25 protein-coding genes are annotated in these 26,602 nt (G+C 66.2%); 14 read left to right on the plus strand and 11 right to left on the minus strand.

Annotated features, from left to right (window positions below; all coding sequences use genetic code 11):
* Window positions 1-38: 38 nt before the first annotated feature.
* Genes ACE3P9_RS10780 through ACE3P9_RS10790 form a run of 3 tightly spaced genes read right to left on the minus strand, consistent with a single transcriptional unit; the run spans window position 39 to window position 1,433 of the window.
* A complete protein-coding gene (locus ACE3P9_RS10780) occupies window positions 39-341 on the minus strand; it encodes a type IV secretion system protein VirB3 (protein WP_374494105.1) in 303 nt (100 codons plus the stop codon).
* Window position 342: 1 nt separating this feature from the next.
* Complete coding sequence (locus ACE3P9_RS10785) at window positions 343-777, minus strand: TrbC/VirB2 family protein (RefSeq protein WP_374494107.1); 435 nt, start codon at window positions 775-777, stop codon at window positions 343-345.
* A gap of 44 nt (window positions 778-821) precedes the next feature.
* Window positions 822-1,433 carry a transglycosylase SLT domain-containing protein gene (locus ACE3P9_RS10790; protein ID WP_374494110.1) on the minus strand — a complete coding sequence of 204 codons (612 nt, stop codon included), beginning with the start codon at window positions 1,431-1,433 and terminating at the stop codon, window positions 822-824.
* Window positions 1,434-1,682: 249 nt separating this feature from the next.
* On the opposite strand from ACE3P9_RS10790, the gene ACE3P9_RS10795 reads away from it, so the two are divergent.
* From ACE3P9_RS10795 to ACE3P9_RS10825, 7 genes are all read left to right on the plus strand, one after another.
* Entirely contained in the window at window positions 1,683-2,222 is a 540-nt protein-coding gene (locus ACE3P9_RS10795; protein WP_374494112.1) for a hypothetical protein, read from the plus strand.
* A gap of 11 nt (window positions 2,223-2,233) precedes the next feature.
* Window positions 2,234-3,121, plus strand: coding sequence for a virB8 family protein (locus ACE3P9_RS10800; protein WP_374494113.1), 888 nt, complete (start codon window positions 2,234-2,236; stop codon window positions 3,119-3,121).
* 10 nt (window positions 3,122-3,131) lie between these two features.
* Complete coding sequence (locus ACE3P9_RS10805; RefSeq protein ID WP_374494115.1) at window positions 3,132-3,893, plus strand: TrbG/VirB9 family P-type conjugative transfer protein; 762 nt, start codon at window positions 3,132-3,134, stop codon at window positions 3,891-3,893.
* Entirely contained in the window at window positions 3,890-5,131 is a 1,242-nt protein-coding gene (locus tag ACE3P9_RS10810; RefSeq protein WP_374494116.1) for a TrbI/VirB10 family protein, read from the plus strand. Before ACE3P9_RS10805 ends, ACE3P9_RS10810 begins: the two co-directional genes overlap by 4 nt.
* A 5-nt stretch (window positions 5,132-5,136) precedes the next feature.
* Window positions 5,137-6,195 (plus strand): P-type DNA transfer ATPase VirB11, encoded by a 1,059-nt coding sequence (virB11, locus tag ACE3P9_RS10815; protein WP_374494117.1) that lies wholly within the window; start codon window positions 5,137-5,139, stop codon window positions 6,193-6,195.
* 98 nt (window positions 6,196-6,293) lie between these two features.
* Window positions 6,294-6,797 (plus strand): hypothetical protein, encoded by a 504-nt coding sequence (locus ACE3P9_RS10820; RefSeq protein ID WP_374494119.1) that lies wholly within the window; start codon window positions 6,294-6,296, stop codon window positions 6,795-6,797.
* Window positions 6,798-6,888: 91 nt separating this feature from the next.
* Window positions 6,889-7,404: a hypothetical protein gene (locus ACE3P9_RS10825; RefSeq protein WP_374494121.1), complete on the plus strand. Its 516-nt coding sequence runs from the start codon at window positions 6,889-6,891 to the stop codon at window positions 7,402-7,404.
* 70 nt (window positions 7,405-7,474) lie between these two features.
* Here the strand turns inward: ACE3P9_RS10825 and ACE3P9_RS10830 are convergent, their stop codons facing one another.
* The 4 genes from ACE3P9_RS10830 to ACE3P9_RS10845 are packed head-to-tail and all read right to left on the minus strand — an operon-like array spanning window position 7,475 to window position 14,740.
* Window positions 7,475-9,037, minus strand: a complete 1,563-nt coding sequence (locus tag ACE3P9_RS10830) for a TolC family protein (protein ID WP_374494122.1) — start codon at window positions 9,035-9,037, stop codon at window positions 7,475-7,477.
* A gap of 25 nt (window positions 9,038-9,062) precedes the next feature.
* Window positions 9,063-10,352: an NAD(P)/FAD-dependent oxidoreductase gene (locus ACE3P9_RS10835; RefSeq protein ID WP_374494123.1), complete on the minus strand. Its 1,290-nt coding sequence runs from the start codon at window positions 10,350-10,352 to the stop codon at window positions 9,063-9,065.
* Window positions 10,353-10,375: 23 nt separating this feature from the next.
* Window positions 10,376-13,708 (minus strand): efflux RND transporter permease subunit, encoded by a 3,333-nt coding sequence (locus ACE3P9_RS10840; protein ID WP_374494124.1) that lies wholly within the window; start codon window positions 13,706-13,708, stop codon window positions 10,376-10,378.
* A gap of 21 nt (window positions 13,709-13,729) precedes the next feature.
* Complete coding sequence (locus tag ACE3P9_RS10845; RefSeq protein ID WP_374494126.1) at window positions 13,730-14,740, minus strand: efflux RND transporter periplasmic adaptor subunit; 1,011 nt, start codon at window positions 14,738-14,740, stop codon at window positions 13,730-13,732.
* A 245-nt stretch (window positions 14,741-14,985) separates the two neighbouring features.
* On the opposite strand from ACE3P9_RS10845, the gene ACE3P9_RS10850 reads away from it, so the two are divergent.
* A complete protein-coding gene (locus ACE3P9_RS10850) occupies window positions 14,986-15,351 on the plus strand; it encodes an ArsR/SmtB family transcription factor (protein WP_374494129.1) in 366 nt (121 codons plus the stop codon).
* Between the two features lie 160 nt (window positions 15,352-15,511).
* Here the strand turns inward: ACE3P9_RS10850 and ffh are convergent, their stop codons facing one another.
* Window positions 15,512-16,924 carry a signal recognition particle protein gene (gene ffh, locus ACE3P9_RS10855; protein ID WP_374494131.1) on the minus strand — a complete coding sequence of 471 codons (1,413 nt, stop codon included), beginning with the start codon at window positions 16,922-16,924 and terminating at the stop codon, window positions 15,512-15,514.
* 137 nt (window positions 16,925-17,061) lie between these two features.
* On the opposite strand from ffh, the gene ACE3P9_RS10860 reads away from it, so the two are divergent.
* Genes ACE3P9_RS10860 through ampD form a run of 5 tightly spaced genes read left to right on the plus strand, consistent with a single transcriptional unit; the run spans window position 17,062 to window position 22,381 of the window.
* Entirely contained in the window at window positions 17,062-17,904 is an 843-nt protein-coding gene (locus ACE3P9_RS10860; RefSeq protein ID WP_374494132.1) for an inner membrane protein YpjD, read from the plus strand.
* A gap of 19 nt (window positions 17,905-17,923) precedes the next feature.
* Window positions 17,924-18,208: a PP0621 family protein gene (locus ACE3P9_RS10865; protein ID WP_374494135.1), complete on the plus strand. Its 285-nt coding sequence runs from the start codon at window positions 17,924-17,926 to the stop codon at window positions 18,206-18,208.
* Window positions 18,205-20,079: a PAS domain-containing sensor histidine kinase gene (locus ACE3P9_RS10870; protein WP_374494137.1), complete on the plus strand. Its 1,875-nt coding sequence runs from the start codon at window positions 18,205-18,207 to the stop codon at window positions 20,077-20,079. The genes ACE3P9_RS10865 and ACE3P9_RS10870 overlap by 4 nt, the downstream gene beginning before the upstream one ends.
* 26 nt (window positions 20,080-20,105) lie before the next feature.
* The gene (locus ACE3P9_RS10875) at window positions 20,106-21,761 is read left to right on the plus strand and encodes a sigma-54-dependent transcriptional regulator (protein ID WP_374494138.1); all 1,656 of its coding nucleotides are present in this window, start codon (window positions 20,106-20,108) and stop codon (window positions 21,759-21,761) included.
* Window positions 21,758-22,381, plus strand: coding sequence for a 1,6-anhydro-N-acetylmuramyl-L-alanine amidase AmpD (gene ampD / locus ACE3P9_RS10880; protein WP_374494140.1), 624 nt, complete (start codon window positions 21,758-21,760; stop codon window positions 22,379-22,381). The genes ACE3P9_RS10875 and ampD overlap by 4 nt, the downstream gene beginning before the upstream one ends.
* Window positions 22,382-22,419: 38 nt before the next feature.
* Here ampD and ACE3P9_RS10885 read toward each other — a convergent pair whose 3' ends face one another.
* Window positions 22,420-23,022, minus strand: coding sequence for a TetR/AcrR family transcriptional regulator (locus ACE3P9_RS10885; RefSeq protein ID WP_374494142.1), 603 nt, complete (start codon window positions 23,020-23,022; stop codon window positions 22,420-22,422).
* A 481-nt stretch (window positions 23,023-23,503) separates the two neighbouring features.
* Between ACE3P9_RS10885 and ACE3P9_RS10890 the strand changes: the two genes are divergently transcribed.
* Window positions 23,504-24,178: a hypothetical protein gene (locus tag ACE3P9_RS10890; RefSeq protein ID WP_374494144.1), complete on the plus strand. Its 675-nt coding sequence runs from the start codon at window positions 23,504-23,506 to the stop codon at window positions 24,176-24,178.
* 117 nt (window positions 24,179-24,295) lie between these two features.
* Here ACE3P9_RS10890 and ACE3P9_RS10895 read toward each other — a convergent pair whose 3' ends face one another.
* Window positions 24,296-25,201: a carbohydrate kinase family protein gene (locus tag ACE3P9_RS10895; RefSeq protein WP_374494146.1), complete on the minus strand. Its 906-nt coding sequence runs from the start codon at window positions 25,199-25,201 to the stop codon at window positions 24,296-24,298.
* A gap of 44 nt (window positions 25,202-25,245) precedes the next feature.
* Window positions 25,246-26,298 (minus strand): DUF3426 domain-containing protein, encoded by a 1,053-nt coding sequence (locus ACE3P9_RS10900; protein WP_374494148.1) that lies wholly within the window; start codon window positions 26,296-26,298, stop codon window positions 25,246-25,248.
* Between the last annotated feature and the right edge of the window lie 304 nt (window positions 26,299-26,602).

The following is a 26,602-nucleotide window of genomic DNA, read 5'->3' on the forward strand; positions in this document are numbered from 1 at the left end:
GACGGAAGGGGAGTGCGGGAGGGCAGGTGCGTGCCCGATCAGGCAGGGGGCTTGTCCCGGTAGAGGTTGGGTGTGAATACCCACATGTCGTCGTGCAGTGGGCGGTTGCGCACCCTGACCAGGAACTGCAGCCGGACTCCCAGCAGGCGGAAGATCATCTCGTCGTGGCGGGTCATCATGCGCATGACAAACAGCACGGGGGGAATGGCCAGCAACCAGAACAGGTTGAACCAGGCGGCCATGAGCACGCACCCCCCCGCTCCCATGAAAAAGGGAACGTAGGGAACTCCCAGAAACATAGGGGGGCGCGTACATCCCCTGAAAAGGGTGTTTTTCTGCATGTCACTGATTGAAGTCGCTGGTGTTGATGAACCAGCCAGCCAGCTGCGTGGCCGCACCAATGACGATGGCGCCGATGAGCACAGGAGCGACATCGCCGATGCGCTTGTGGTTGAAGGCGATCTGGTAGCCCGCGAAGATGAAGGCGATCGTCACGATGAGAATGGAAATCGGGCCCAGCGCTTTCTTGACGGTCAGCAGGAATCCCTGAATCTTGCTGCCGGCATCGGTCGAGGAATCCGAGGTCGTGGCTTGCGCCATGGCGTCGGGGGCGTACAGAAACAGGGCGCAGATCAGGGCCATCACCACCCACGGCAGCCAGCGCATGAGCGCACGTTCAACCTGCCGGACTTTTTTCTCCATGGCTGCGGGAGAAATGGAGGCCAGCACCGCTGCATCGAGCTGGGGGGTGCGCACGGAGGAGGCAAGAGAAGTCATGGAAGTTTCCTTTCTGTGAGTAAAAAAATGAATGGAAGGGAAGGTCAGAAAACGAAGGCAGAGTCCCCGGCTCCGCCTGCGGCGTTGGGAGAAGAGAGCGTCCGGGGTACCCCAGGGAGAGGCCGGTTCCTGGGGGGAGCTGAAGGCCATGCACGTGCGGCCGGGAGGTGCGTGGTGCGTGCCCTGGCAGGGGCATGCTTGAGGATGACCGGAATGGGGGTGGCTGCTGGCGCGGTCGAGGCTATGGAGGCCATGACTTTCTGCACGTATCCATGGCGGTAGCCCGTGGTGAAGTTGCCGGAGTAATAGCAGCTGAATGCCTTGCCCCAGTCGCCAGCCCGGTCGTAGCACTCGCGCAGGATGCGCGCACCGGCATGCAGGTTGGGACAGGTGGAAAAGGCCTGCTCGTAGCTCCCCAGTCCATAGCGGCTCAGGTTGTAGCGGTTGACCTGTACGACTCCCAGCGAGAAATTGATGCCTCGGGCTTCCAGCATGCGCGCGGTAGAGACGGCTTCGCCCAAGGTGCGCGGCTGGCGTGCCAGCCGCCCCCCCACAACGCCGATGGCGTAGGGGTTGAAGCCGGATTCCACCCGTGCCACGTGGCGCATGATCCCGACGGGCACAGCCAGGTTCTGAATCGTTGGACAGTCGAGCATGGTCAAAGGGAGATCATGTGTAGGCACATGGTTGTGCATGAGTGGCAATTCGAGGAAGATACATCCATGGATTGACTCAATGAAGCGCAGAAGTATGCACCAAAACAACACGATTGTATCAATTGTGTATTTTGTAACGCTATACTGTACGCAAATTTTTCTTGAAAGTGAATCCTTTTGATGTGTATTGCACTTCGGGTTCAATTCTTTCTGTTTGCTATGTGGTTCAAACCTTCTCTTGCCCGGTGTGTGTCGGTTCTTCTTCCGGTGGTGGTTCTGGCAGGGTGCTCGGCCCCTCCGGCTCCTGCTTCCTTTGGTTCCAGCTGGAAGAAGGTCAATGCCTTCACCGTGGGGGTCGAGCGCATCCCCTTCTATCAGCCGCACGTCTATGGCGTGCGGGCCCTGGATGGCACCCTGCAGGGCACCCTGCATCGATGGGCGGCCGAATCGGGCAGCACGCTGGATTACCGCGCGAGTGCGGACTTCTCCCTCCCGCGTGAGGCGGGGCGCGTGAGATCAGAGAGCCTGGCCCAGGCGCTGGAAGCCCTTAATCGCATCTACGCACCCTATGGGATTGCGCTATCCCAGGCAGGGGTGGGCAATGTCATCGTGGTCCAGGACCTGTCTGCCGAGGGGGTGCATTCCCCTGCCCAGGGGGCAATGCCGCAGGACAGTTCCGGGGATCTGTCCTTTCCGGCACCGGCCGTCTCGCGTCGTTCCGGAGTGGATGCCGTGCCTTCTGCTGCCCCGACACTCGTGCCGACGCCTGTTTCCCCCACTCAACCGTGATCTTCAGAAACATGTTCACCCAACGTACGCGTCGGTCCGGAATGCCGACCGAAAAAGTGCTTCAGCAATCCCGCGATTTCGAGGTCAGTCTTTCGGAGATGAGCCGTCGCAGCGAGCGTCGGGCCTGGATGGTGGCCGGGGCATCGCTCGCCATGTCCCTCCTGCTGGGGGTGGGGTATCTGTTCGTGATGCCGCTCAAGGAACAGGTGCCCTATCTGGTGCTGGCCGATCCCTACAGGGGCACGAGCACCGTGGCGCGCATCGAGGCGCTCAATCCCGTCTATACGGCCAACGAGTTTCTCAACAAGAGCAATGTGGCGAACTTCGTGATCGCACGCGAATCCTATGACTGGGATATCACCAGCCGGCGTGACCGGCGGATGGTGTATTCCATGGCCACGGGTTCCGCGCTGGCCGAATACCGTGCGCTCTATGCCGAGGGCGGGGCCGAGAATCCCGACAAGGTCTATGGGCCGAATGCGTCACTGCGCATCCGTATCCTGAGCATCGTGCTCCAGGGGGGAAGTCAGGAGAAGCCTCCCTCGGCAGCTACCGTGCGGTTCGAGCGCTGGGTGTTCAATCGCGTGTCAGGCCAGTCCAAGTTCCTCGACACGCGCATAGCCAGCCTTAAGATCGGCTACGACCGGAATTTGCAGATGGCGGAGGAAGGACGCTATCTGAATCCGCTGGGCTTCCGGGTCTATGCCTATCGCACGGATCCGGATTCCTTCGGAGAGGCCACCTCTGCACAGCCGCCCGCGGCAGCCGTGACGCCGGGGGGCGGCGGCGCTGCGGCCGTTGCCGTGCCTGCGCAGCCCGCGGCCAGAACCACGCAGCCCGCCATGCCCGACCTCCCGGCCACACCGGCAGCACAACCCCGGACTTCCGGCAAATCGTGAGGACAGCGCCATGATGAAGCATCTTGCTCCTCTCCGTGTGCTTGCAGCGGTGGTTGTCGTTCTGGCTGGTGGCGGCGTCGCACACGCCGCCCCACTCAAGCAGTATGCCTATTCGCCCAATGCGGTCTATACGGTGCATGCGGGTCTGGGCATTGCCACCCAGATCGTGATCAGCCCCCGGGAAGAGGTCAAGGATTTCGGTACGGGATTCAGTGCGGCCTGGGATCTGGTGCGACGCGACAACGTCTTCTATCTGAAGCCCAAGTCGCCCCATGCGGAAACGAACATGTACATCCGCACGGACCGGCGCAACTACCTTTTCGATCTCCATGTGGTGGTCCGCAAGTGGAAGACCCTGGCGGAGGCCAAGCGGGCAGGGGTGGATTACCGGATCACGTTCACCTATCCGCAGGAACGGGATGAATCAGACCCTCAGGGGGCAGGCGAGCCGCGTCGTGCGGGAGGGCTGATTCAGCCTGTCTCGGAAAAGGTGCCCAACGGCAACTACGACTACGCAGCCGGTCGGGATTCCCAGTGGCTGGTGCCACGGCAGGTCTATGACGATGGCAAGTTCACCTACATCACGCTCGATCCGCATCAGATGCCTGGAGGTGGCATGCCATCGGTTTACGGCAAGAAGAAGGAAGATGGGGAGGAGTTTCTGGTGAATACACGCCAGGAGAAGGACAGACTCACGATCTTCGGTCTTTACGACTATCTCGTGCTGCGCCATGGCGACAGCGTGGTGGGGCTGCGCAGGAGCCATTCATGATGCCCATTCATTCTTCGCCTACCCAGCCTGCTTCCCCCGCTTCGGATCAGTCCGCTGCGCATGACCTGCCCCCGCTTGAGGAGGAGCCTCGGTTGCAGTATGGCGCCTCTCGCAAGCTCAATCGAAAGGCCATTCTGTTTCTGGCTGCTCTGGGCGTGATGGGCATGGGATTGCTGGCGTGGGGATTCAGTCAGTTCAGTCTCTTTGGAAAAAGGGAGCCAGCCAAGGCGGCCACGGAGCGGGTGGTGATTCCCGATGATCCGCCGATGCCCCCTGTGCCGGTGGCGCCGGCATCGGCGGCGCTGACTGGCGCCGCAGGCGGCATGTCTCCCCGAGGACAGGAAACGGCACCGCTGCCGGAAACCCCGCAGCCAGGCCAGGCCATTGCGCTGGCTGCTCCGGGGGGATCGGCAGCCCCCGCACAGGGGGGACGTGCCCGGGGAGCGGGGCAGGGTGCCGTGGCACCATGGGCCGCGCAGGCTGGAAATCCTGGTACAGCGGCCCATGGGGAGGGGGATGCCCTGAGCCGCCAGCGTGCCGGTTCGTCCGGTCTGGTCATGAATGCGGCCTCTCCGGCCGACGACCGGAATGCCTTTCAGGTGGCACGCGGGAGTGTGAGCCGTCTGGCACACGCCGATTATCTGCTGACCAGGGGCACCTATATCCGCTGCGTGCTGGAGACGCGCATCGTCACGGATATCTCCGGGTATGCCTCCTGTGTGGTCACCGAGCCTGTCTATTCCACGACAGGGCGGCATGTGCTCATTCCGCGTGGTTCCAAGATCTCCGGACAGTACAAGCTCGACGGCGTGGAAACCGGACGGGTGGGAGCCATCTGGGAGCGAGTGCTTACGCCCAATGGTCTGGATGTTGCGCTGGGCAGTCCAGGCGTCGATGGTCTGGGTGGCGCAGGGCACCCTGGGCATGTGGATCGGCACTGGGGCAGTCGTCTGACGGGGGCGTTGCTGGTGAGCATGATGGGGGATCTGGTGCAGATCGAATCCAACCGGTTCGTCTCGGACAGCGCCAAAACGACGACCACGCTGTCGGGTGTCAATGGAACTGCAGTGCAGCAGGTCAATCCCTATCAGACGCAGACCGCAGCCACGCTGCAGCAGTTTGCGCAGAATGCCGTGACGCAGGCGGCGAACCGCCGAGCCACCGTGACGATCAATCAGGGGACGCTGATCAACATCTATGCCTCCCGCGACATCGATTTTTCAGCGGTGATGCAGTAATGGACATGCCTTGCACCGATGCCAGCGAAGGTCCGCTGGCACATGTTTCTCTGGACTTTCTGAACTACCAGTACGAGGTGCTGGGTATCAGGGAGGTGCTGGAGCGAACCGATGTGACCGAAATCTGTGTCAATAGTCCTGGCCATATCTACATCGAGAGCGCCCAGGGCTGGCAGCGGCTGGAGGTGCCTGCCCTGACCTTCGAGCGTGCGCGCCAGTTTTGCACCACGGTGGTCAACGAGAGCAATACCGGGCAGCGCATCACGGAAACCGATCCTGTGGTGTCGCTCACGTTTCCATCGGGGCAGCGCGCACAGTTCGTCATACCGCCTGCCGTGGAGGCGGGCAAGGTGTCGATCACCATCCGCCAACCGTCCCGGCGGACCAAGACGCTCGCGCAGTATGCGGACGACGGATTCTTTGATCGCATCGTGGAATCTGCAACGCAGCTCTCTCCCATGGATCAGGAGCTGCTGGAGCTCAAGCAGGCGCACAGCTATTCGGCGTTCTTTCGACAGGCGGTGAACTACCGGAAGAACATCGTGGTGGCCGGAGCCACCGGCAGTGGCAAGACCACCTTCATGAAGTCGCTGGTCCACCATATTCCGGATGAGGAGCGGCTCATCACCATCGAGGATGCGCGCGAGCTGTTCATCGCGCAGCCCAATGTCGTGCACCTGCTGTATTCCAAGGGGGGGCAGAGTACGGCCAACGTCAGCGCCAAGACCTGCATGGAGGCCTGCCTGCGCATGAAGCCGGACCGCATCATTCTGGCGGAGCTGCGCGGGGACGAGTCGTTCTACTTCATCCGCAACTGCGCATCCGGGCACCCGGGGTCGATCACCAGCTGTCATGCGGGGAGCATCCACCAGACATGGGATCAGCTCGCACTGATGGTCAAGGCATCTCCCGAGGGCTCGGGGCTGGAATTCAATGTCATCAAGCGGCTGCTGATGCAGACCATCGATGTGATCGTGCACATACAGGCCCATGCGGGGGAGCGCTATATCACCGGAATCGATTTCGATCCGCAGCGGCGACTCAAATGGCAGCAGGAAGCATGAGGACGCATGTCTCGAACGATGGCCGCCCCCAGTCGGCGGAAAGGGCATCCAGGACATCTTCCCTGCGTTGCAGGATGCTGGGGGGAGCCCTTCTGGCCATGGTTCTGTCCGAAGGCGCACAGGCGGCCTATCCGTTGCAGGGCAAGTGGCGTTGCACGGCTCCAGCCATTCATGTGCCTGCCCATGCAGGGGTGCCGGCCGGTACGCTGCATCAGCGCACCGCCTATGCGGCCGATGCCGAGGGACATTGGAACAGCAACTCGGTCATCGACTATGTGGGCAACAGGGCGTCTGGCGCGGTTTCTGCCCGCTATCGCGTGCTGACTGCGGCGCGCGGCATGGGTTCAGTCCGCGGGGGGGATGTGCTGGAGGTGGTGCAGCACTATCGGCTTCTCCGGCCGTTTGACCAGTCTTCGCAATTCGCCATTGCGGGCGGGCCGCATATCAATGCACTGCTTCTGCAGGCGGTCAGCCACCATGGCATCCGTCGCTATCGTCTGGCAAAGCTGACCGCGCAGTCCTATCGCCTGGTGCCATGGTCAGCAGGCAAGACGCTGTCGGGGCCCGTCATCGAGTGTGTGCGTGTCGAGGGGGCGAAGTGAGGGCGGTATAGGCCGCTGTCCTGTCGTGTGGCCGGTTTCCCCAGCAAGGAAATCGGACCTTTTCCGAAATCAGACTCTGAGGAGTAGAGGTATGTCGTCGAGCCGTCGTGTGTGGGGCAGCATCTTGCTGGCAGGAGGGAGTGTGCTGGGCGTAGGGATGTCCCTGGCCGGAGAGGTCAGGAATCCCTCGGCCGTGGTGCCGATCGACAGCTATCTGGCGCGAGCGAGCCGGCCGTATGCGGCTCGGGAGCTGTACGCCCATGTCGATATGACGCAGAAAGTGCCGGAGATTCGGGTGGCGCGACTGGAGATGGCCTATGCCAGCGGCACGTCGGCCAGCCAGATCTGTCAGGCCTATCAGAAAGCGCTCGTTTCCCGGTTCGGGAGCGGAGGCGCCATCAGCAACAGCGTGAATTGTCAGCCGTATCCACTGGCCGAGGGAGAGAGCCGGGTACGGACCGTGTTTGTGGCGCATTACCCGCGGCCGAGCCGTCTGGTGGCCGAGACGGTGGCTGCCATGTTCACTGTGTGCCGGCCGGCACAGCTCTATGACGCCAGTCGGCATGTGTGCTACTACCCTGCGGATACCACTGACTCGGGCAACTGATCACGCCTGACATGGCCTCGCCATTGCGCGTGGGTCTGGGCCCTCTCCCGAGGGCAGCACGCGTGCTGCATCAGCTGCCTTGCGTCGGCACCGCACGTGCAGCGCGCCGGTGCGGAGCCGATGTGCGGGCCGCATGGGAAGAAGTCCGGCTGGAAGCGTTGCTGCCTGGGGGGACTGCGGCGATGGTTGTGGCCGTGGGGACGGTGGTGAGGTGCTGGCTGACCTGCTGCAGGAGCGCGTCGTCGAGCTGGTTGGCGAGGGCTGCGAGGCGCAGGTGGTTGAGAACCTGGGTGTTGCGGGCTTCCGCGAGGGCCAGCACGCTCTGGGCATGGGCGCTTTCGGCTGCCAGCAGGTCGAGGGTGGAGCGGTCCCCGAGGGTATGGCCCATGCGGGTGGCATCGAGCCGGGAATGCATGGCCTGGCGGGCCTGTGCGAGGGCCTGCAGGCGGGCCTGTCCGGCCTGGAGCCCCCACCAGGCGGCCTCGACTTGGCGGTCGATCTGCTGCTGGGTGGCGTCGAGCTGGGCCTGGGCCTTTTCGCGCAGGCGTATGGCTTCCTGCTGCTGGGCGCTGGCCATGCCGCCGGTATAGAGCGGAATGGTGATTTGCACGCCGATCATGCGGTTGGTGTTGCGGGTGGTGGCGCCAGAGCCGAAGTCGCCGCTGCCGGTGAGTTTGTCCTGCCCTGCCTGGGCGACCAGATCGACGGACATGCCCGCCATGGGGGCCTGCTTGCGGACGTTCTGGCGTGCCATTTCCAGGGCCTGGCGCAGGCTGATGAGCTGCAGGTTCCGGGAGTGGGCTGCATCGAGCCATGTGGCGAGAGTGCCGGAGGGAGCGCGGGCGATCCAGGTGGAGTCGGTGGGCAGCAGGGCCGTGGGGGATGCCATGCCGGTGCTGTCGGCCAGGGCCTGCCGGCGCACGTTCAGATCGAGCATGGCAGCGGCGATCTGGGCCTGGATGCCGGAGTTTTCGGCGTCGGCTTCATGGGTGTCGGTGACGGGAGCGTCGCCCAGGCGGAAGCGTTCGTGGGCTTCCTGCGTGGTGCGCGCCACGGATTGCTGCTGCACGCCCAGCACGCGCACGCGCTCTTCGGCCAGGGCCAGGGCCAGGTAGCGCTCGGCGGTCTGGAGCATGGTGTCGGTGCGTGCAGCCTGCCAGGCGGTGTCGCCCATGTCGGCCGAAAGAGCGAGCTGGGCACGCTGGGCCGAGCGTGCAGGGCTGAAGAGGGGCTGCTGGAGCGTGACGCCCCAGCGGGTGGCGGTGCCGTCGGTGACGGAGGTGGCAAAGTTGGCCTGGGTCATGGGCCCCATGCCGGGAGCGGAGAACTGGGCGCCTTCCATGCGGGTGGAGCCGGCGCCCCAGCCGGCACCGGCGTTGACGAAGACGGAGGGTTTCCACAGTGCGGCCGCCTGGTCGCGGCGGGTCTGGGCCGCTGCCTGGTCGGCACGGGCCACGTCGAGCTGGCGGTCATGCTGGGTGGCTGCCTGCCAGGCCTGCATCAGGGTGAGGGTCTGTCCCCGCGGCAGCGGGGTGACGGCCGGGGTGGACTGGCCCCATGCCGGCAGGGTGACGGTGGTGGCCAGTGCCAGGGCGAGGGCGCCGAGGGGGCGGGCCGGTTGCCAGGATGTCATGCGGTACTCCGTGTGTAGAGCGGTCTCAGGTGGGATCGGTGGGCTTGTGGAGCCGCGTGATGCCGAGCAGACCCAGGATGTATTTCTCGTAGATGGGCTCGGCGTTGCCGGTCTTCATCTTGTTGAGGAAGTATTTCTCGAAGGCGATCTTGCCGAGGTGCACCCACTTGCCCTTGCGGAACCAGCTCACGTTGCGCGGCGGGATCTGGGGCAGGGCGACGAAGGCGGCGCCGGTGTCGCCCATGTCGGCCAGGCAGATGGCGTTCCAGGTGGCGGTGGCGTCGGCAGTGCCGCCGGTGAGGTCGGCGACGATGTTGTGGGTGATGGCGCTGATCATGGTCTCGATCATGTAGCCGGTCTTGGGGGCGCCGGTGGGCACGGGCGTGGCCTCGACCGGCGGAATGGCCACGCAGACCCCGGCCGAGAAGATGTTGCGGTAGGCCTTGCTGCGCTGGAACTCGTCGATGAGCACAAAGCCGCGCGGGTTGCACAGCCTCGGCACAGCGGCCACGGCTTCCACGCCCCTGAAGGCGGGCAGCATCATGGACAGGCGGAAGGGGACGTCGTGCTCGCGGATGACCTGGCCGTTGTCGTCGAGCTGCTCCACATGGAGCGAGCCGTCGTCGACGCGGGTGGTGCGTGCGTTTGTGATCCAGCGGATGTCCTGGCTGCGCAGCTCGCTTTCGAGCATGCTCTTGCTGTCTCCCACGCCGCCCAGGCCCAGATGGCCGATGTAGGGTTCGCTGGTGACGTAGGTGATGGGGACCTGGTGGCGCAGCTTGCGGCGGCGCAGATCGGCCGCCACCACGAAGGCGAACTCGTAGGCCGGGCCGAAGCAGCTGGCGCCGGGCATGGCTCCGATGACGATGGGGCCGGGCTGGGTCAGGAACTGCTGGTAGTCGGCCCAGAAGCGTTCGGCGTGGTCCACCGTGCAGATGGAGTGCGTGTGTCCTCCCAGCGGGCCGGAGCCGGGCACCTCCTCGAAGGCGAGCCGTGGCCCGGTGGCGATGACGAGATAGTCGTAGGACAGGGTCTGGCCGTTGTCGAGCGTCAGGGTGCTGGACAGGGCGTCGATCGCGCGGACGGCACTGGCAATGAAGCCGATGTGCTTGCGTGCGAGCAGGGGCTCCAGGGCGAGGACGATGTCGTCGCGCTTGCGCCAGCCCACCGCGATCCAGGGGTTCGAGGGGACGAACTGGAAGTAGTCCACGGCACTGACGACCGTGACGCGGTGCTCTTCGGGCAGGGCGGAGCGCAGCTCGTAGGCGGCGGGAAGGCCGCCGAGTCCGGCTCCCATGATGACGATGTGGGCCATGGTTGTCTCCTTGTGGCTCTGGGTCAGGTGGCTTTGGCGCCGTGGTCGGCCTCTGTCGGACCGTGGGGGGAAGTCGGGGACTCCGCATGTTGCCTGCGGTAGGCCACGTAATACAGGATCGGGATCACGACCAGCGTGAGGATGGTGGAGACGAAGATGCCGAAGATCAGGGAGATGGCCAGGCCATTGAAGATCGGGTCATCGAGGATGAAGAGTGCCCCGATCATGGCGGCGAGGCCCGTGAGCAGGATGGGCTGGGCCCGGGTGATGGCGCTGTGGACGATGGCCTGCTCGAAGGGCACGCCCCGTGCCAGCTCCAGGCGGATGAAGTCGACCAGCAGGATGGAGTTGCGCACGATGATGCCGGCGAGCGCGATCATGCCGATCATGCTGGTGGCGGTGAACTGGGCATGCAGCAGCGCGTGTCCTGGCATCACGCCGATGATGGTGAGCGGGATGGGGGCCATGATGATGAGGGGCACCAGGTACGAGCCGAACTGTGCCACCACCAGCAGGTAGATCAGGATCAGGCCCACCGCATAGGCGGCGCCCATGTCGCGGAAGGTTTCGTAGGTGATCTGCCATTCGCCATCCCACTTGACGGCATAGTTCCGGTAGGGGTCCTGCGGCTGGTGGATGAAGAACTCCTCGACCTTGCCTCCGTTGGGCGTAGCGATGTCGGCGAGGTGACTGCGCATCTTGAACATGCCGTAGAGCGGGCTGTCGTTGCTGCCGGCCATGTCGCCGGTGACGAAGCTCACGGGCAGCAGGTCCTTGTGGTAGATGGTCTGCTCGCGCTGGCTGTCACTGGGGGTGACCAGCTCCCGGATGGGCACCAGCGTCCCGCTGGCACTGCGGACCTGCAGTTGCAGCAGGGTATCGAGGCTGCCCTGGGATTCGGCGGGCAGCTGCAGCACGGTGGGCACCGCGTAGCGGCTCTGGTCGTGCAGGAAAGTGGCGGCATCGCCCGAAAGACCTGCCCGCAGCGTGGTGACGATGGCCTGCTGCGGCACGCCCAGCTGCGCGGCCTTGCGGCGGTCGACGATGAGGTTGATCTTGGGTGCCTGGGCGGTGGTGGTGTCGTCCACGTCGACCACATTGGGCGTGTGCGTGAACACCTGGCGCAGGGCATGCACGATCTGCGCGCGGCCCTCGGGCTCGGGACCATAGACCTCGGCCACGATCGGGGAGAGCACGGGGGGCCCCGGCGGCACTTCGACGACCTTCACATTGGCACCGAAGCGGCGGGCGATTTCCTGCAGGTGGGGGCGCACGCGGGTGGCGATGGCGTGGCTCTGCTCCTTGCGGTGGTGCTTGTCCACGAGGTTGACCTGCATGTCGCCCCGGTCGCCCTCGGCGCGCAGGTAGTACTGGCGCACCAGACCGTTGAAGTTGATGGGCGAGGCGGTGCCGGCGTAGGCTTGGTAGTTTTCCACTTCGGGGACCGTGACCAGGTAGGCGCCCATCTCGTGCATGACGGCGGCGGTCTTCTCGACCGGGGTGCCGGCAGGCATGTCCACCACGACCTGAAACTCGCTCTTGTTGTCGAATGGCAGCATCTTGAGCACCACCAGCCCCAGCGCAGGCAGGAGCATCGACACGGCAATCAGCCCGGCCACGGCCAGACCGAGCAGGCGGCGGTTGCGGCGCCCGCGCCGTGCGTCGAGCAGCGGGTCGAAAATGCGGTGAAAGATCGGGGTGAGCTTGCCGGTCAGCCCCTGGCCCTGTGCATGGCCGGCAGCCGCGTCGTGGCCGGAGGATGGCTTGAGCCACATGCGCGACAGCCACGGCGTGACGATGAAGGCAATGGTCAGCGACAGCAGCATGCCCATGCTCGCGTTGATGGGAATGGGGCTCATGTAGGGGCCCATGAGCCCGCTCACGAAGGCCATCGGCAGCAGGGCGGCAATGACGGTGAGGGTGGCCAGAATGGTGGGGCCGCCCACTTCGTCGACTGCGCCCGGAATGATCTCGCGCAGCGACTTGCCCGGTTCGAGCGCCTGATGGCGGTGGATGTTCTCGACCACCACGATGGCGTCATCCACCAGAATGCCGATCGAGAAGATCAGTGCGAACAGCGACACACGGTTGAGCGTGAACCCCCACGCCCATGACGCAAACAGCGTGACCGTGAGGGTCAGGATCACCGCAGTTCCCACGATGGCTGCCTCGCGCCGGCCCAGGGCAAAGAACACCAGGGCCACGACGGAGGCGGTGGCGAACAGCAGCTTCTCGATGAGCTTGGTGGCCTTGTCGTTGGCGGTGGCGCCGTAGTTGCGCGTCTCGGATACCTGCACGTCGGCAGGGATCACGGTGTTCTTGAGTTGATCCACGCGGGTCATGACGGCGTTGGCCACGTCGATGGCGTTCTCGCCCGGCTTCTTGGTGACGGCAATGGTCACGGCCGGAGACTCGGTGCCGGTGGCGGCGCTGGCCTGGTTGCCGGCGGAGTGCACGGGAGCGCCATACCACACGTAACGGGTGGGCGGCGGCGCACCGTCGCGGATGGTGGCCACCTCGCGCAGGAACACCGGCTTGCCTCCGCTGGAGCCCACGACCAGATCGGCCACTTCGTCGGCATTGTGCAGATATGGGCCCGATTCGAGCTCGATGGCGCGGTTGGCATGGAGCAGATCGCCGAGCGGCATGCCGAAATTGGCCCCTTCGAGTGCACGGTGCAGGTCCTGCACCGTCAGGCCCGACGCGGCCAGGCGTGCGGGATCGAGCTCGACCAGAATGGCATGACCCGGGCCGCCGAGGGTGGTGACCTCGCGGGTGCCGGGCACGCGCTTGAGATCGGCCTCGATGCTGTGGGCCACGCGTTCGAGGTCATAGGCACTGCTGTCGGGGCGCTGGCTGTGCAGGGTCAGGGCCACGATGGGCACGTCGTCGATGCCCTTGGGCTTGATGACCGGGGCCAGCACCCCGAGCCCCTTGGGCAGCCAGTCCGAATTGGCGCCCACGGTATCGTACAGACGCACCAGCGCATCGTTGCGCTTGACGCCGACCTTGAACTGCACGGTCAGCACCGCCACGCCCGAGCGCGACACGCTCATGACGTGGTCCACCCCCGTCATCTGCGAGAGCACCTGCTCGGCCGGTGTGGCGACGAGCGATTCCACGTCCTGCGCCGCTGCACCGGGGAAGGGGATGATGACGTTGGCCATCGTCACGTCGATCTGGGGTTCTTCCTCGCGGGGCGTTACCAGAATGGCGAACAGACCCAGCAGAAAGGCCACCAGGGCCAGGAGCGGGGTGATCTGGGCTGCCTCGAAGAAGGCGGCGATCCGGCCGGAGATGCCCAGGCGGGCCGTCTTGCCGGAGGTGTCGGGGGTGGGGGGCATGGCATCACGCATGGGAAAGGGTTCCGTGGGACGTCACTGTGCGCGGGCAGCGGCCTGCGGATCGGTCACGACCCGCTCGCCAGCCTGCAGGCCGGAGAGAATCTCCACCGTGTCGCCATGGGCGCGGCCCAGGCGCACCTGGCGCAGCAGGGGACGGCTGTTCTGGTCGAGCACGTAGAGCCCCGTCATTTCGGCGCGCCGCACGATGGCCTTGAGCGGCACCTGCAGGTTGTCGCCTGACAGCGCCATGCCTTCGGAGGCAGTGCCCTGCGGCAGCCAGAGGCGGGCGAACTGCCCGGGTGCCACGGCCAGACCGCCGGGCAGGGTGGCGCGCACCTGCTGCGTCATGCTGCGGGGATCGACCGTGGGCAGAATCTCGACCCGGATGGGGGTGACCATGCGGCCTGCAATGTCCACGCGCGCCTGTGCCACGCTCACCTGGCGCAAGGCCGAAGCCGGCACCTGGGCCGTCACGCGCAGGGCTGCAGGATCGTACACGGTGAGCAGGGGGCGCCCCGGCATGGCCATGTCGCCCTGCTCGACCGCCACGGCCGACACCACGCCCGCATAGGGCGCACGGATGACATGGAAGCCGGAGGTGGTCTGTGCGGCCGTGGCCTGTGCGGCAGCGGCCTTGTAGGCAGCCTCCGCCTGTTCGAGGGCCGCCTTGCTGATGTACTGGCGGGCATAGAGCTGGCGCTTGCGTTCCAGGTCGCGGGCTGCGACTTCCTGCTGCGCGCGCCCCGCGATGCTGGCCTGGTCGGCGGCCCGGGCATCGAGCCGGGCCAGCACCTCGCCAGCCTGCACGCGCTGACCCGCCTTGACCGGCAGACTGAGCACGGCACCAGGCACCTGGGCTGCCACGGTGGTCTGGCGCACGGCCTCGACCTGCCCTTCGTAGGACACCTGTCCGGCCGCATGGGAGGCCTGCACGGCCACGGCCGCCAGCGGGGCACGGGCGGGCGCATCGGCACTCTGGGCCACGTGGTACATCCACGGCGCGAGCAGGCCTGCTGCCGCCACTGCAAGGGAAAGACGCTTCATGTAATTGCACTCCATGCGCAGGACCGGTGTTTCGGTGATGCGCGGATCATATAACAAGTTACGTAATTGATTGAATAGCAGGATAATGCCGGACAGCCGCCGCAGGATGTCCGTGTCGCGTAGACCGGCCGTGCCGGTGTCCCCAGGTACGCCACAGCCATGCGGTGCGCTGGGGGTGCCTGTGGGTGTTCCTGATTTTTCTGCACCTCTCCATTCCCATGCCCCCGAGTTTTCCTGTGCTTCCCATGGATCGGCTGCCGCCTGAGGCACTCCAGCGGGTGGCAGGCTACTTTCAGGCGCTCGCCGAGCCCATGCGGCTGGAGCTGCTCAATGCGCTGCGGGGCGGGGAGCGGAGCGTGGGCGAGCTCGCGCGGCTCGTGGGCACGAGCACGGCCAACGCCTCGCGGCATCTGGCCCTGATGGCGCAGCGGGGACTGGTGAGCCGTACGGCCCGGGGCACCAGCGTGTATTGCGCGATCGCCGACGACACCGTGTACGGGCTGTGCGATCTGGTCTGCGGCCGCATGGCGGCCCAGCGGCAGCTGGGGGCTCTGTCACAGACAGAAGAGCTGCAGGCGCAGCCCAGGGCACCGGCTGCGCGACAGGCATAGGCCCATCGGTCGACTCGGCAGGATCAGACGGGCCGGAAAGAGAACAAGGAGCCTGAATCGCGTGGCGATGGGGGCTCTGGCGTGGCCGCTGCCGCAGGGCGCATCGTCCCCGCGTGCAGGCGCACGCTGCGCGTGCTCACCCTTACATTCCCATGGACGTTCAGTGAGGCATGCCGGGGAAGCCACCGCCGCCGAGGCCGCTCATGTCTCCCCCCATGAGACCCTTGAGTCCCTTCATGCCGCCCATGCGGCGCATCATTTTCATGAGGCCGCCGCCCTTCATCTTCTTCATCATGTCGCGCATCTGCTCGAATTCCTTGAGCAGGCGGTTGACTTCCTGCACCTGCACGCCGGCCCCCGTGGCAATGCGGCGCTTGCGGCTGGCCTTGATGAGCTCGGGCTTTCTGCGCTCCAGCGCAGTCATGCTGGAGATGATGCCTTCCTTGCGGCGGATGTCCTTTTCGGCGCGTTCGAGATCGGTGCTCGTGGCCTTGGCGCTGATCTGGGCGGGCAGCTTGTCCATGAGGCTGGAGAGCCCGCCCATCTGCTTCATCTGCTGGAGCTGGCCGAGGAAGTCGTTGAGGTCGAAGCTGTCGCCGCTCTTGACCTTGGCGGCGAGCTTCTGGGCGGCCTGCAGGTCGACACCTGCGGTCACCTGCTCGACCAGGGCCACGATGTCGCCCATGCCGAGGATGCGGCCGGCGTGCCGTTCGGCATCGAAGAGCTCCAGCCCGTCCATCTTCTCGCTCACGCCTGCGAACTTGATGGGGGCCTGGGCAATCTGGCGCACCGACAGGGCGGCACCGCCGCGGGCGTCGCCGTCGAGCTTGGTGAGCACCACCCCTGTGAGAGGCAGGGCCTCCTTGAAGGCGCGGGCGGTGTTGGCGGCATCCTGGCCCTGCATGGCGTCGACGACCAGCAGGGTCTCCACCGGGTGGATGGCCGTGTGCAGGGCCTTGATTTCAGCCATCAGGGGTTCGTCGATGGCCAGGCGGCCGGCCGTGTCGACGAGCAGCACGTCGATGTAGTGCCTGCGGGCGTAGTCGAGCGCGGCAAGGGCGATGTCGACCGGCTTCTGGTCCGGAGTGCTGGGGAACCACTCCGCTCCGACCTGTTCGGTGACGGTGCGCAGCTGCTCGATGGCGGCGGGGCGGTACACGTCGCCCGAGACGGTGAGCACCTTCTTGCGGCGTTTCTCGATGAGGTATTTGGCGAGCTTGGCGGTGGTGGTGGTCTTGCCCGCGCCCTGCAGACCCGCCATCAGGATGACGGCCGGGGGCTGCACCGCGAGATTGAGGTCGCTCACCCCCTCGCCCATGGTGGCGGCCAGCTCCCGGTTGACGATGCCCACGAGCGCCTGACCTGGCTTGAGGCTGCCGAGCACCTCCTGCCCCATGGCCTTGTCCTTGACGCGGGCGATGAAGTCGCGCACGACCGGCAGAGCCACGTCGGCCTCCAGCAGGGCCATGCGCACCTCGCGCAGCATGTCGGAGACGTTGCCTTCGGTGATGCGCGCCTGGCCGCTGAGGTTCTTGACGAGGCGAGAGAGTTTGTCGGTAAGTGCGGAGGCCATGGATGGGGCGAGGAGAAAGAGACTGCGTGCAGCAGGGCAGGGTGGGCAGCCGTGCGGCAGCGCAAGCCTGTCGAAAGGGCGAAATCAACCGCGGAATCGGCCGCCATGGCGGCGGCGGGACGGGATAAACTGTAGCCATGATTGTAGCCAGTGCCCAGTCCTACGTGTCCCTCTTTACCCTCGCAAGCGCTGCGGCCTATCTGCTGGCCGCCACCTTGACGCATGTGCGCGAGCATATCGGTCGCAGCGGTGCGGTAGCGCTTGCCATTGCCTGGGGCTGTCAGGCCGTGGCGCTGTGGCTGGGGCTCACGCAGCCACCGCGCTTCGGATTCGGTCCGGCGCTGTCGATGACGGCCTGGTGGGCGCTCCTGGTGTATGCCGTGGAGAGCCGTACCTACTCCCTGCTGCAGCTGCGCTGGCGGCTGGCACTGGTGGGGGCGGTGACGGTGATGCTGGCCTGGCTGTTCCCGGGCAACGAGCTGCATCCGCATGCCTCCGAATGGCTGCCGCTGCACCTGATGCTGGGCATGGCATCGTATGGGCTGCTGGCGGTGGCGGTGCTGCACGCCTGGCTCATGGGGCGAGCCGAGCGCCATATGCGCCTGGGCGGCGGGCTGCTGCAGCCCACCGAGGGAAACGGCCAGCACGGGCAACTGCCCCTCATGACGCTGGAGCGGTTGACGTTCCGGTTCGTGCTGCTGGCCTTCATACTGCTCACGGTGACGATTGCCCAGGGGTGGATCTTCGGCGAGCAGCTGTATGGTGGCGCGGCCGTGGGCAGCCTGCGCTGGAATCACAAGACGGTGTTTTCCGTGCTCTCGTGGCTGGTGCTGGCGGTTCTGCTCGCAGGCCGCTACCGCTTCGGCTGGCGCGGGCAGCGTTCGGTGCGCATGATCTATCTGGGCGGAATCCTGCTGCTGCTGGCCTATGTGGGGTCGAGCTTCGTGCTCGAAGTGCTGCTTCACCGTCCGGCCGAATGATCTCCGTCGGAGGACAGCCATGAAGTTCCTGGTGGTGCTGGTCGTGGTGTGGGTGGTCTACCGGATATGGGGCCCCCATGCCCATCGCAGGTTTCCGCCTTCGGCCGGGCGCACGGCGGGGGCAGGGCCACGCCCGCAGACCGCGCGCGTGGCCGGGCCGCAGGACATGGTGCCCTGCGCGCGCTGCGGGCTGCACGTGCCCCGCCAGGAGGCGGTACAGGCCCACGGGCAGAGCTTTTGCTGCACCGAGCATGCCGAGGCGGGGGCCGTGTCCCCGGCGTCCCAGGATGCGCGACGCCCATGAGGGAGCGGCCCGACACCTCCTTTCTGGACGAGTCCTCGGCACACGAGCCTGAGGTGGTGGCCCAGGCCGACATGCAGGCTGCGGCAGACGAGGGTACCTGGGTGCAGGCACAGCTGACGGCCGACGAGCTTCCGCGCGCCTTCAGCGAGGAGTTTGCCGCCGGGCGCATCTGGCTCGGCTTCATGACGGCACGCCTGATGATTGCCATTCTGGTGCTGGCGCTCCTGCTCATGGCGCGCGGTGTCGATGGCATGGGAAGCAGCCGGGGCTGGGTGGGTCTGGTCGTCTTCTTCGTGGCCTACATGGCAGCGACGGCGTTCGCGCGGTTCCGCATGGCACCGGTGCGTCTCGGGGCCGATTTCGAGCAGTACTGGCCCTATACCGTGGGGCTCGATCTCGCGGTCTATTTCGTGATCGGCTGGGCTGAGCCGGCGGGATCCTCGGTGAGCTATTTCCCGCTGCTGGCGCTGCCGCCGCTGGTGTGCGCGGTGCTTGGCACCTGGCGCATGACGGCGCTCAGCGCCCTGCTGGCGGGCCTGCTCATCAGTCTGGGGAGCTGGCATGTGGGCGCGCTCATGGGCAGCGGGGGCTGGATGTTCCTGGCGCAGATGACGGTGTACCTGTGCGTGATGCTGCTGGTGAGCTGGGCGCTGCATCTGCTGGCGCGCAATCTGGGCATTCAGCAGCTGCGCTCCTACGAGAACCAGCGCCTTGCCCGGCTGCGGGGGCGCATCAACGATCTGGTCGTGCAGAATGTACCCGACGGGGTGATGGTCGTCAGTGCCAACGGGCGCATCCGAGCCACCAACCGCACGGCCCTGTGCATGCTGCACCTGCCGCTCACGAGCCGGCTGCCTGGACAGTTCATGCAGGACATCGAGGCCCTGCAGCCCCTGACCGACCTGGTGCGGCAGAGCTTTCGCGGAGGGCAGGGCCTGTCTTCCGAGGTGCTGCTGATGACGTCCGACGATGCCACGGTCCACCTCATGGTGCGCACGGTGCTTTCCCACGATCAGCGCGCGGACCGCACCGAGCGCATGTGCCTGCTGTATCTGCAGGACATGCAGGTGCTCCAGCAGCAGGTGCGCACCGAGAAGCTGGCGGCCATGGGGCGCATGTCGGCCGCCGTGGCCCACGAGATCCGCAATCCTCTGGCCGCCATTTCGCAGGCTTCTCAGCTGCTCGACGAGGAGCTCGACCAGCCACTGCAGAAGAAGCTCAGCGGCATGGTGCTGACCCATGTGGAGCGGCTGGGGCGGATCGTGCGCGATGTGCTCGACATCTCGCGCATGGAGCCTACCTCCATCGACCAGGTGGCCGCCCTGCGCCTCGACGAGGTCGTCGAGCGGCTGGCCCGCGAATGGCGGGATCAGCACAGGATCGAGCCCGGCAGCGCCGCAACGCGCCTGTGCCTGGGGGCTCCTGACATCTGGGTGCGCTTCGATCCGGAACACCTGCGCCGCATCCTCGTCAATCTGCTCGACAACGCATGGCGCTATGCAGATGCCACCCCGCTGCCGCGTGTCGTGCTGAGCACCAGCATGGATGGCCCCCACTTGGCCCGTGTGCAGGTATGGAGCACCGGGACCGCCCTTGATGCCGCGCTGCAGGCACGTCTGTTCGAGCCCTTCGCCTCGGGGCACAGCCGCTCTACCGGGCTGGGCCTTTACATCTGTCGCGAGCTGGCACAGCGCTATGGCGCCGATGTGCACTACCAGCGGCTCGTGCTGGCGCAGACGCCGCACCTGCCGCTTAAGGGGCTGCCGGACGGGGAGGGCAATGCCTTCCATCTGCTCATGCCTGCCCAGGGGTCGCCCACGGCAGGACCTGCGCCGGTGGGCCCCGCCGGGCCTGCCTCGTCCTTCTTCTGACCCTCCCTCAAGGAACTCTCTGCCTCATGAACATGCCCGCTCCCCGCATCCTCGTGGTCGATGACGAGCCCGATCTGCGCGCGCTCTACGAGATCACCCTCATGCGCGCCGGCTACCAGGTTTTCACGGCCGAGGATATGGAAGGTGCCCGTGCCCTGCTGCGCAGCCAGCAGTTCGATCTGCTCATCACCGACATGCGCCTGCCCGACGGACTGGGGCTGGAGCTGCTCGAACAGCTGCACGCCGCGCACCGGTCCGAGCGGGCGCTGGTCATCACGGCCTACGGTTCGGCCGACAATGCCGTGCGGGCCCTCAAGGCAGGAGCCTTTGACTATCTCACCAAGCCCGTCAATCTCGATCAGTTCCGGCGGGTGGTGGCCGCCGCCCTGCAGGCGGGCCCGGTCGGCAGTTCCATGCAGGAAGAGCCTGCCCCGAAGACCGGCGAGCGGCCTCGTCCATCGGTGCTGCCGCAGGGAGGAGCCTCCCTTTCTGCGCAGCCTGCCATGCCTGGGGCTACCGCTGCTTTCGCCTCGCAGGAGAGCCGAACGGCCGAGCCCTGGCCCGCCGCCCTCGACGGCATGGTGGGCTCCGGGCCTGCCATGCGGCAGCTCAAGTCCACCCTCGTCAAGGTGGCGCCCAGCATGGCTCCCGTGCTCATTCTCGGCGAGTCCGGCTCGGGCAAGGAGCTGGTCGCGCGTGGCCTGCATGCCTGCAGCCATCGGGCCAAGGGGCCCTTCGTGGCCGTGAACTGCGGAGCCATTCCCGAGGCCTTGCTGGAGGCCGAATTCTTTGGCGCCCGCAAGGGCTCCTATACCGGTGCGGTGGCAGACCGCGAAGGGTTCTTCCGGCTTGCCGACGGTGGCACCCTGTTTCTGGACGAGATCGGCGATCTGCCGCTGGCCATGCAGGCCAAACTTCTGCGCGTCATCCAGGAGCGGCAGGTCCGGCCCCTGGGTGGGGCCCAGGAAGAGCCCGTCGATGTCCGCATCGTGAGCGCCACCCACAAGAATCTGGCCGACATGGTGCAGTCCGGCACCTTCCGGCAGGATCTCTACTACCGGCTCAATGTCATCGATGTGCGGGTGCCGCCCCTGCGCGAACGGCGCGAGGACATTCCAGCCCTCTGCCAGGCCCTGCTGCGGCGCATTGCAGGAGGACAGGGACAGCAGCAGATTCCCGTGCTGGAGCCGGACTTCCTCGCCCGGCTGCAGGCTCTGCCGCTGCCCGGCAATGTTCGCGAGCTGGAAAACACCCTCCATCGCTGCTGGGCCCTGAGCGACGGGCACATCCTGCGGGCCGATCTGCTCGATGGCCTGCCCAGCGCACACGCCCCCACGGCAGCCGGGCTGCCCGCTGCCGTCGTTCCTTCGTCGCCGCAGGGCGATCATGCCCACTCTGCGGCGGGACCTCAGGGGACTGCCTTCCGGGTGGGCGCGGGGGCAGGAATGGTCCGCGAGCCCCAGCCGCCACGCGCCGACGAGGTTCCGCTGCCCTGCGATCTGGCCGGATTCGTCGACGCTCACGAACGTGCCCTCTTGCTGCGCGCCCTGCACAGCACCCAGTTCAACCGCACGGCCGCAGCTGCGCTGCTGGGGCTCAACCTGCGGCAGATCCGCTACCGCATGGAGCGGCTGGGCATTGCCGATGATGGCCGCAGCGGCCCCCATGGAGAAATCGCATGAGCCGGCGCCACGCCCATCCCATCGATGCCCCTGCACACTGGCAGGACGGCTGGCTCTCGGGCGTGCGGCATCTGCCGTCGCCCAACTTCGGCCCGCGCCCTGCGGGAGCCAGCATCGACCTGCTGGTGGTGCACTCCATCAGCCTGCCGCCGGGCGTGTACGGAGGCCCGGAAATCGCCCAGCTCTTCACCAACACGCTCGACTGGGACGCCCATCCTTACTTCCAGCAGATCCGGGGGCTGGAGGTGTCTTCCCATTTCGTGATTCGCCGGGACGGCAGCGTGTGCCAGTTTGTGAGTGCGGATGACCGCGCCTGGCACGCGGGCCGCTCACACTGGCGCGGCCGGGACAACTGCAACGACGATTCCATCGGCATCGAGCTCGAAGGTCTGGAAGACACTCCCTTTGAACCGGCGCAGTACGCGGCCCTGGTTCGACTGGGGCAGGCGCTTGTGCAGCATTACCCGATCCGCTGGGTGGCCGGACACCAGCACATCGCGCCAGGACGCAAGGCCGATCCCGGCAGCGCCTTCGACTGGCCTCAGCTCGCCCGCCTCACCGGCTGGCCCGATGCCTGGTTTCCTCCCGGCGTGTTGCCTGCCCCTGAGGCGCGCCGCTGACCCGGCGCACGGCGCATGGAGGGGAAAACGATGGCCCTTCAGCGCAGACGCTGCATCACATCGATGAAGGCGGCTTCCATGTCGGCCACAGCCAGCGGCTGTCCTTCGAGCAGCTTCTCCAGGCAATGGAGAAACAGGCCGTCGAGCCCCACATACAGACGCTCGCACGCGGCCTTTTCATCCGAAGCCACATGGCGCATCAAGTCGACGAGACGCTGTTCGATGGACATCACCATGGGCGCAAAGACATCGTTGAAAGTGCTCTGGATGCGGATGTCGTACCATAGCCGGTGGGTGGCGGCATCCGTGGTCAGGGTCCTGGCCAGGTGCCGGGCCAGAAGCTCCATGCGGGCCTCGGGAGCGGAGAGCGTCTGCAGCACGGCGTCCACGCTGGTGATGAATCCGTCCTTGTAGCGCGTGACACAGTCGATCAGCAGATGATCCTTGTCCTCGAAGTAGTAATGCAGCAGCCCGAGCGACAGGCCGGCCTGTTCCGCAATGTCGCGCATGGACGTATTGGCGTAGCCATAGCGGCCCAGGGCCACCAGGGCACTGTCGGCCAGCTGCCGCTTGCGGGCGTCCCGCTTGGAGGCCTTGGCCGAGGCACGGGCCTTGAGTTTGTTGGAAGAGGGTTCGATCATGGGCTTCAGGCCGGAAAGGGCGCGCCGTCATGTCAGCCTCTGCGGCAGGACTCCTGAGCGAATCGCCTGTGCAGAGTCTGCGCCTGACGCCAGGGAGACAAGGCAGGGAAAACGTGGGCATGCCACGTACGAACCGGACTTTCAGCGGCTCAAACCATGAAAAAGTACCTGAATCCCCCGCATTGGGCGAAATTTTAGGGCGCGAGCGCAGCCAGGTTGCGCATGCAGGGGGAAGCACCGGAGCTGTCTGGCCGGGTGAATCGGTACTTTGTCACGAAAACCGCGCAGCTTCCGGTCGGGCCACGGACGGAAGGAATCCGCAGAGGGGAGCTCCGGCCCCTGCGCCGTACCGGCTCCCCCGGCAGTCCGGCAGTATGATGCGGAATCGCTGTCTGCGTCGGAGGCACGGGGACGGGAGCATGGCTCGATGCGGCCCCGGCATCCTCCGGGCAGCGCATTTCCACGGCACACAGGAGAAACAATGGTCACCACACGAAAAACCGCCCATGCCACCCCCGCGACTCCGGCGGCGCAGGCTGCCGATACCCTGCAGCACGAAGCCGCAGCCCTGAAAGCCACCGTCAAGAAGAAGGCTGGCAAGGCGGCAGAAGCCGTCAAGGAAGCCGCTGCCGCAGGTGTCGAGCAGGTGCGTGTGCGCGCTGCACGCGCCCGCACCCGGGTGGCGCAATCCGAGACCGCGCTGGCACGGGAAGTGACGCGAGATACCCGGGCTGCCGAAGCCGCTGCAGCCACCGGTGCACGCACCGTTCGTCGCAGGGTGAAGGAAGCGGCGGCCACCGTGGCGGCCGAGGCGCAGGACGTGGTCGATACCGTGACTGACAAGGCGCAGGTCGTCGAGCGTGCCGTGAAGCGGAAGGTGCGTGCGGCCGAACGGACTGTGCGCGAAGCCCAGGCCGCCACGAAGCGTGAGGCAGCCGAATTCGAAAAGGAAGTGCTGGCGGGTGTAGCCGAGCAGCCCGCGCCCGCACCGCGCAAGTCGCGGGCCTCCAAGCCCAAGGCCGAAGGAGCGGCTGCGGCCCCCAAGGCCACTCCTGCCGCAGACACTGCCAAATCCGCACGCCGCAGCAGCAAGGTCGCCGCAGCTCCGGCCACGGCAGCAAGCTCCTGGCCCTTCCCCACCGGCATCAAGCCCTGAGTCGCGGCGGAGAGCAGTGGCCCCCGGTCCTGGTGCCATGGGGCCGCGAGCCCTGTGCGTGGGCTCTGCAGTTCTCTGCACATCCCTCCACACGCAGGAGGCTGTGGAGGGCAGGCGTCAGAAGGCCGCCACGTCCTCGGGATCGATGTGGTAGTTCTGCGGGCCCCGGTGGGCGATCTTGCGGGCGCCCATGTAGTTGCCGAGCCGTGCGGCGCGGGTGAGGGGCCAGCCACGTTCCAGGCCCACCATCAGGGCGCCGCGCCAGGCGTCGCCACATCCCGTCGGATCCACGACCTCGCTGGCCTGGAAGGGTTCGACCACGGTGGTTTCGCCGCCCGTCCAGATTTCGCAGCCACGTCCCGACAGGGTCACGATCAGCCCCCGGAGCCGTGAGGCCAGGGCTGCGCGTTCCAGTCCGGTCTTCTCGCACAGCAGGAAGGCCTCGTACTCATTGAGCGTGAGCCAGGTGGCCTGGTCGATCAGGGCATGGAGCTCATCGCCCGCAAACTGCGAAATGGCCTGTCCGGGATCGAAGACAAAGGGAATGCCCGCCCGGTGCAGCTGCTGGGCATGCTCCTGCATGGCCTGCTTGCCATCCGGCGACACGATGGCCACCGTGGCGCCCGTGTCGAGCGGCATGGCGTTGAGGTGGGCCTCGGCCATGGCGCCCGGGTGGAAGGCCGTGAACTGGTTCTGGCGCCGGTCCGTCACGATCACGCACTGTGCGGTGTAGCAGTCCGGCAGCACGGCAATATGGTCTGTGGCGATGCCGAGCTGGCGCAGCCGTTCGAGGTAGTTGCCGCCATCCTGACCGATCGAGGCCACCGGAATCGGCTCTCCGCCGAGCTGCTTGACGGCATAGGCCACGTTGGCAGCACATCCCCCGAAGTCGCTGCGCATGCGCGGCGTCAGGAAGGAGACATTGAGCTTGTCGATCTGATCGGAGAGGATATGGTCGGCAAAGTGGCCGTCGAATTCCATGAGCACGTCGAAGGCCATGGAGCCGGAAATCAGAATAGGCATGGGGCAGGAAGAAAAGAAAAGGAAACAGGGGCCGCGCAGCCCTCTCAGGGATAGAACACGGCCACGCGATAGTTGTTCACGGCCTGATCGGCGCCGGCCGGACGGGGCACACGCACAATGAGCGTGTTGCTCCATTCGCCCTTGGGCGGCAGGACCTCGGGGGCCAGCAGATCTTCCGGCGTGGCCACGCGCCGATACAGGACCTTGCCGTCGGTGTTGAGCAGCACGATCTCGGCCGCTGGCATGGCCACGGGGTGCGTGCCCGTGTTGCGCAGCGTGAGGCCCAGGCGGAAATGGGTATCGTCGAGCTTGCGCAGGCTGTTGTTGTCGATGACGACGGACTCGATGTGCTTCCAGGGCTTGATGGTGCAGCCGAAGCGGGCACAGGCCGGCTCCAGGACGGCGCGCAGAAGGGGAGAGCGGGCATCGAGCATGTCGCGCTGCTGGTAGATCACCTGTCCTGCGAGCAGGACCGTGCCCGCCACGACGCCGGCCCCCAGGCCGAGGCGCACGGGCAGGCTGTGCCAGCGTGCCTTGCGGCGCGCGCGCTGCACGAAATCGGGCTCCTCGTCGTCCGTGTCGGGTATGAGGGTGTCGGGCGACAGCTCGGACGCAGGTGCCCCAGAGGCTTCTGGCGCGGTATCGGTCTCGGTGCTTCCGGGCACGAAGCGCGCTTGGTCGAGGCTGGAACCGGCCGTATCGATCTCGGCAGGCGCAGCCTCCTGGGGCGAGATGCCCGCATCGAAGTCGATGTGCAGAAGTCCATGGCCAGGTTGCCGGCTGCGACGTCGGGCCAGACGTGCTGCGCGTGTATCGGGAACCGGCTGTGTTGTCAGCGCATCGGCAGAAGGGGCGCCGACAGACGGTGACGGATCGGCTGCAGGCTCCAGGACCGGCTCGGTGCGCAGAGGCTCTTTTCCTTTCGTCTCGGAAGCGGCCGGGAGCTCGTGTCGCACCGTTGCAGGTTCGGGCAAGGGCGCCGCGGTCGCAGCGGTCGGCAGAGCCTCCTGGGGAGCCTGCGGCAGCTTGGGGGCCGGCTGCAGGATTTCGACCGGTTCGGTTCTTTCTCCGGCTGCTTCCATCCCATCGTGCGGCATGGCGGCGGGGATTGCGCCGGCACGCCGGTCACGCGCCAGGGACCAGACCGCCGGCACTGCGGCCGCATGGGCAGGGCTGACCAGCTGGGGATCGCCGAGAGATGACTGCGGCGCGGGCGCAGGTCGTTCTGCGCGAGGTGCTTCTTCCGCTGCTGCACCTGCTTCGCCCCCGAGCGCCGGAGTCGGAGTCGGAGTCGGAGTCGGAGTCGGAGTCGGAGTCGGAGTCGGAGTCGGAGTCGGAGTCGGAGTCGGAGTCGGAGTCGGAGTCGGAGTCGGAGTCGGAGTCGGAGTCGGAGTCGGAGTC

It is taken from the genome of Allobrachymonas sp., assembly GCF_041912815.1.
Taxonomy (GTDB): domain Bacteria; phylum Pseudomonadota; class Gammaproteobacteria; order Burkholderiales; family Burkholderiaceae_C; genus Brachymonas.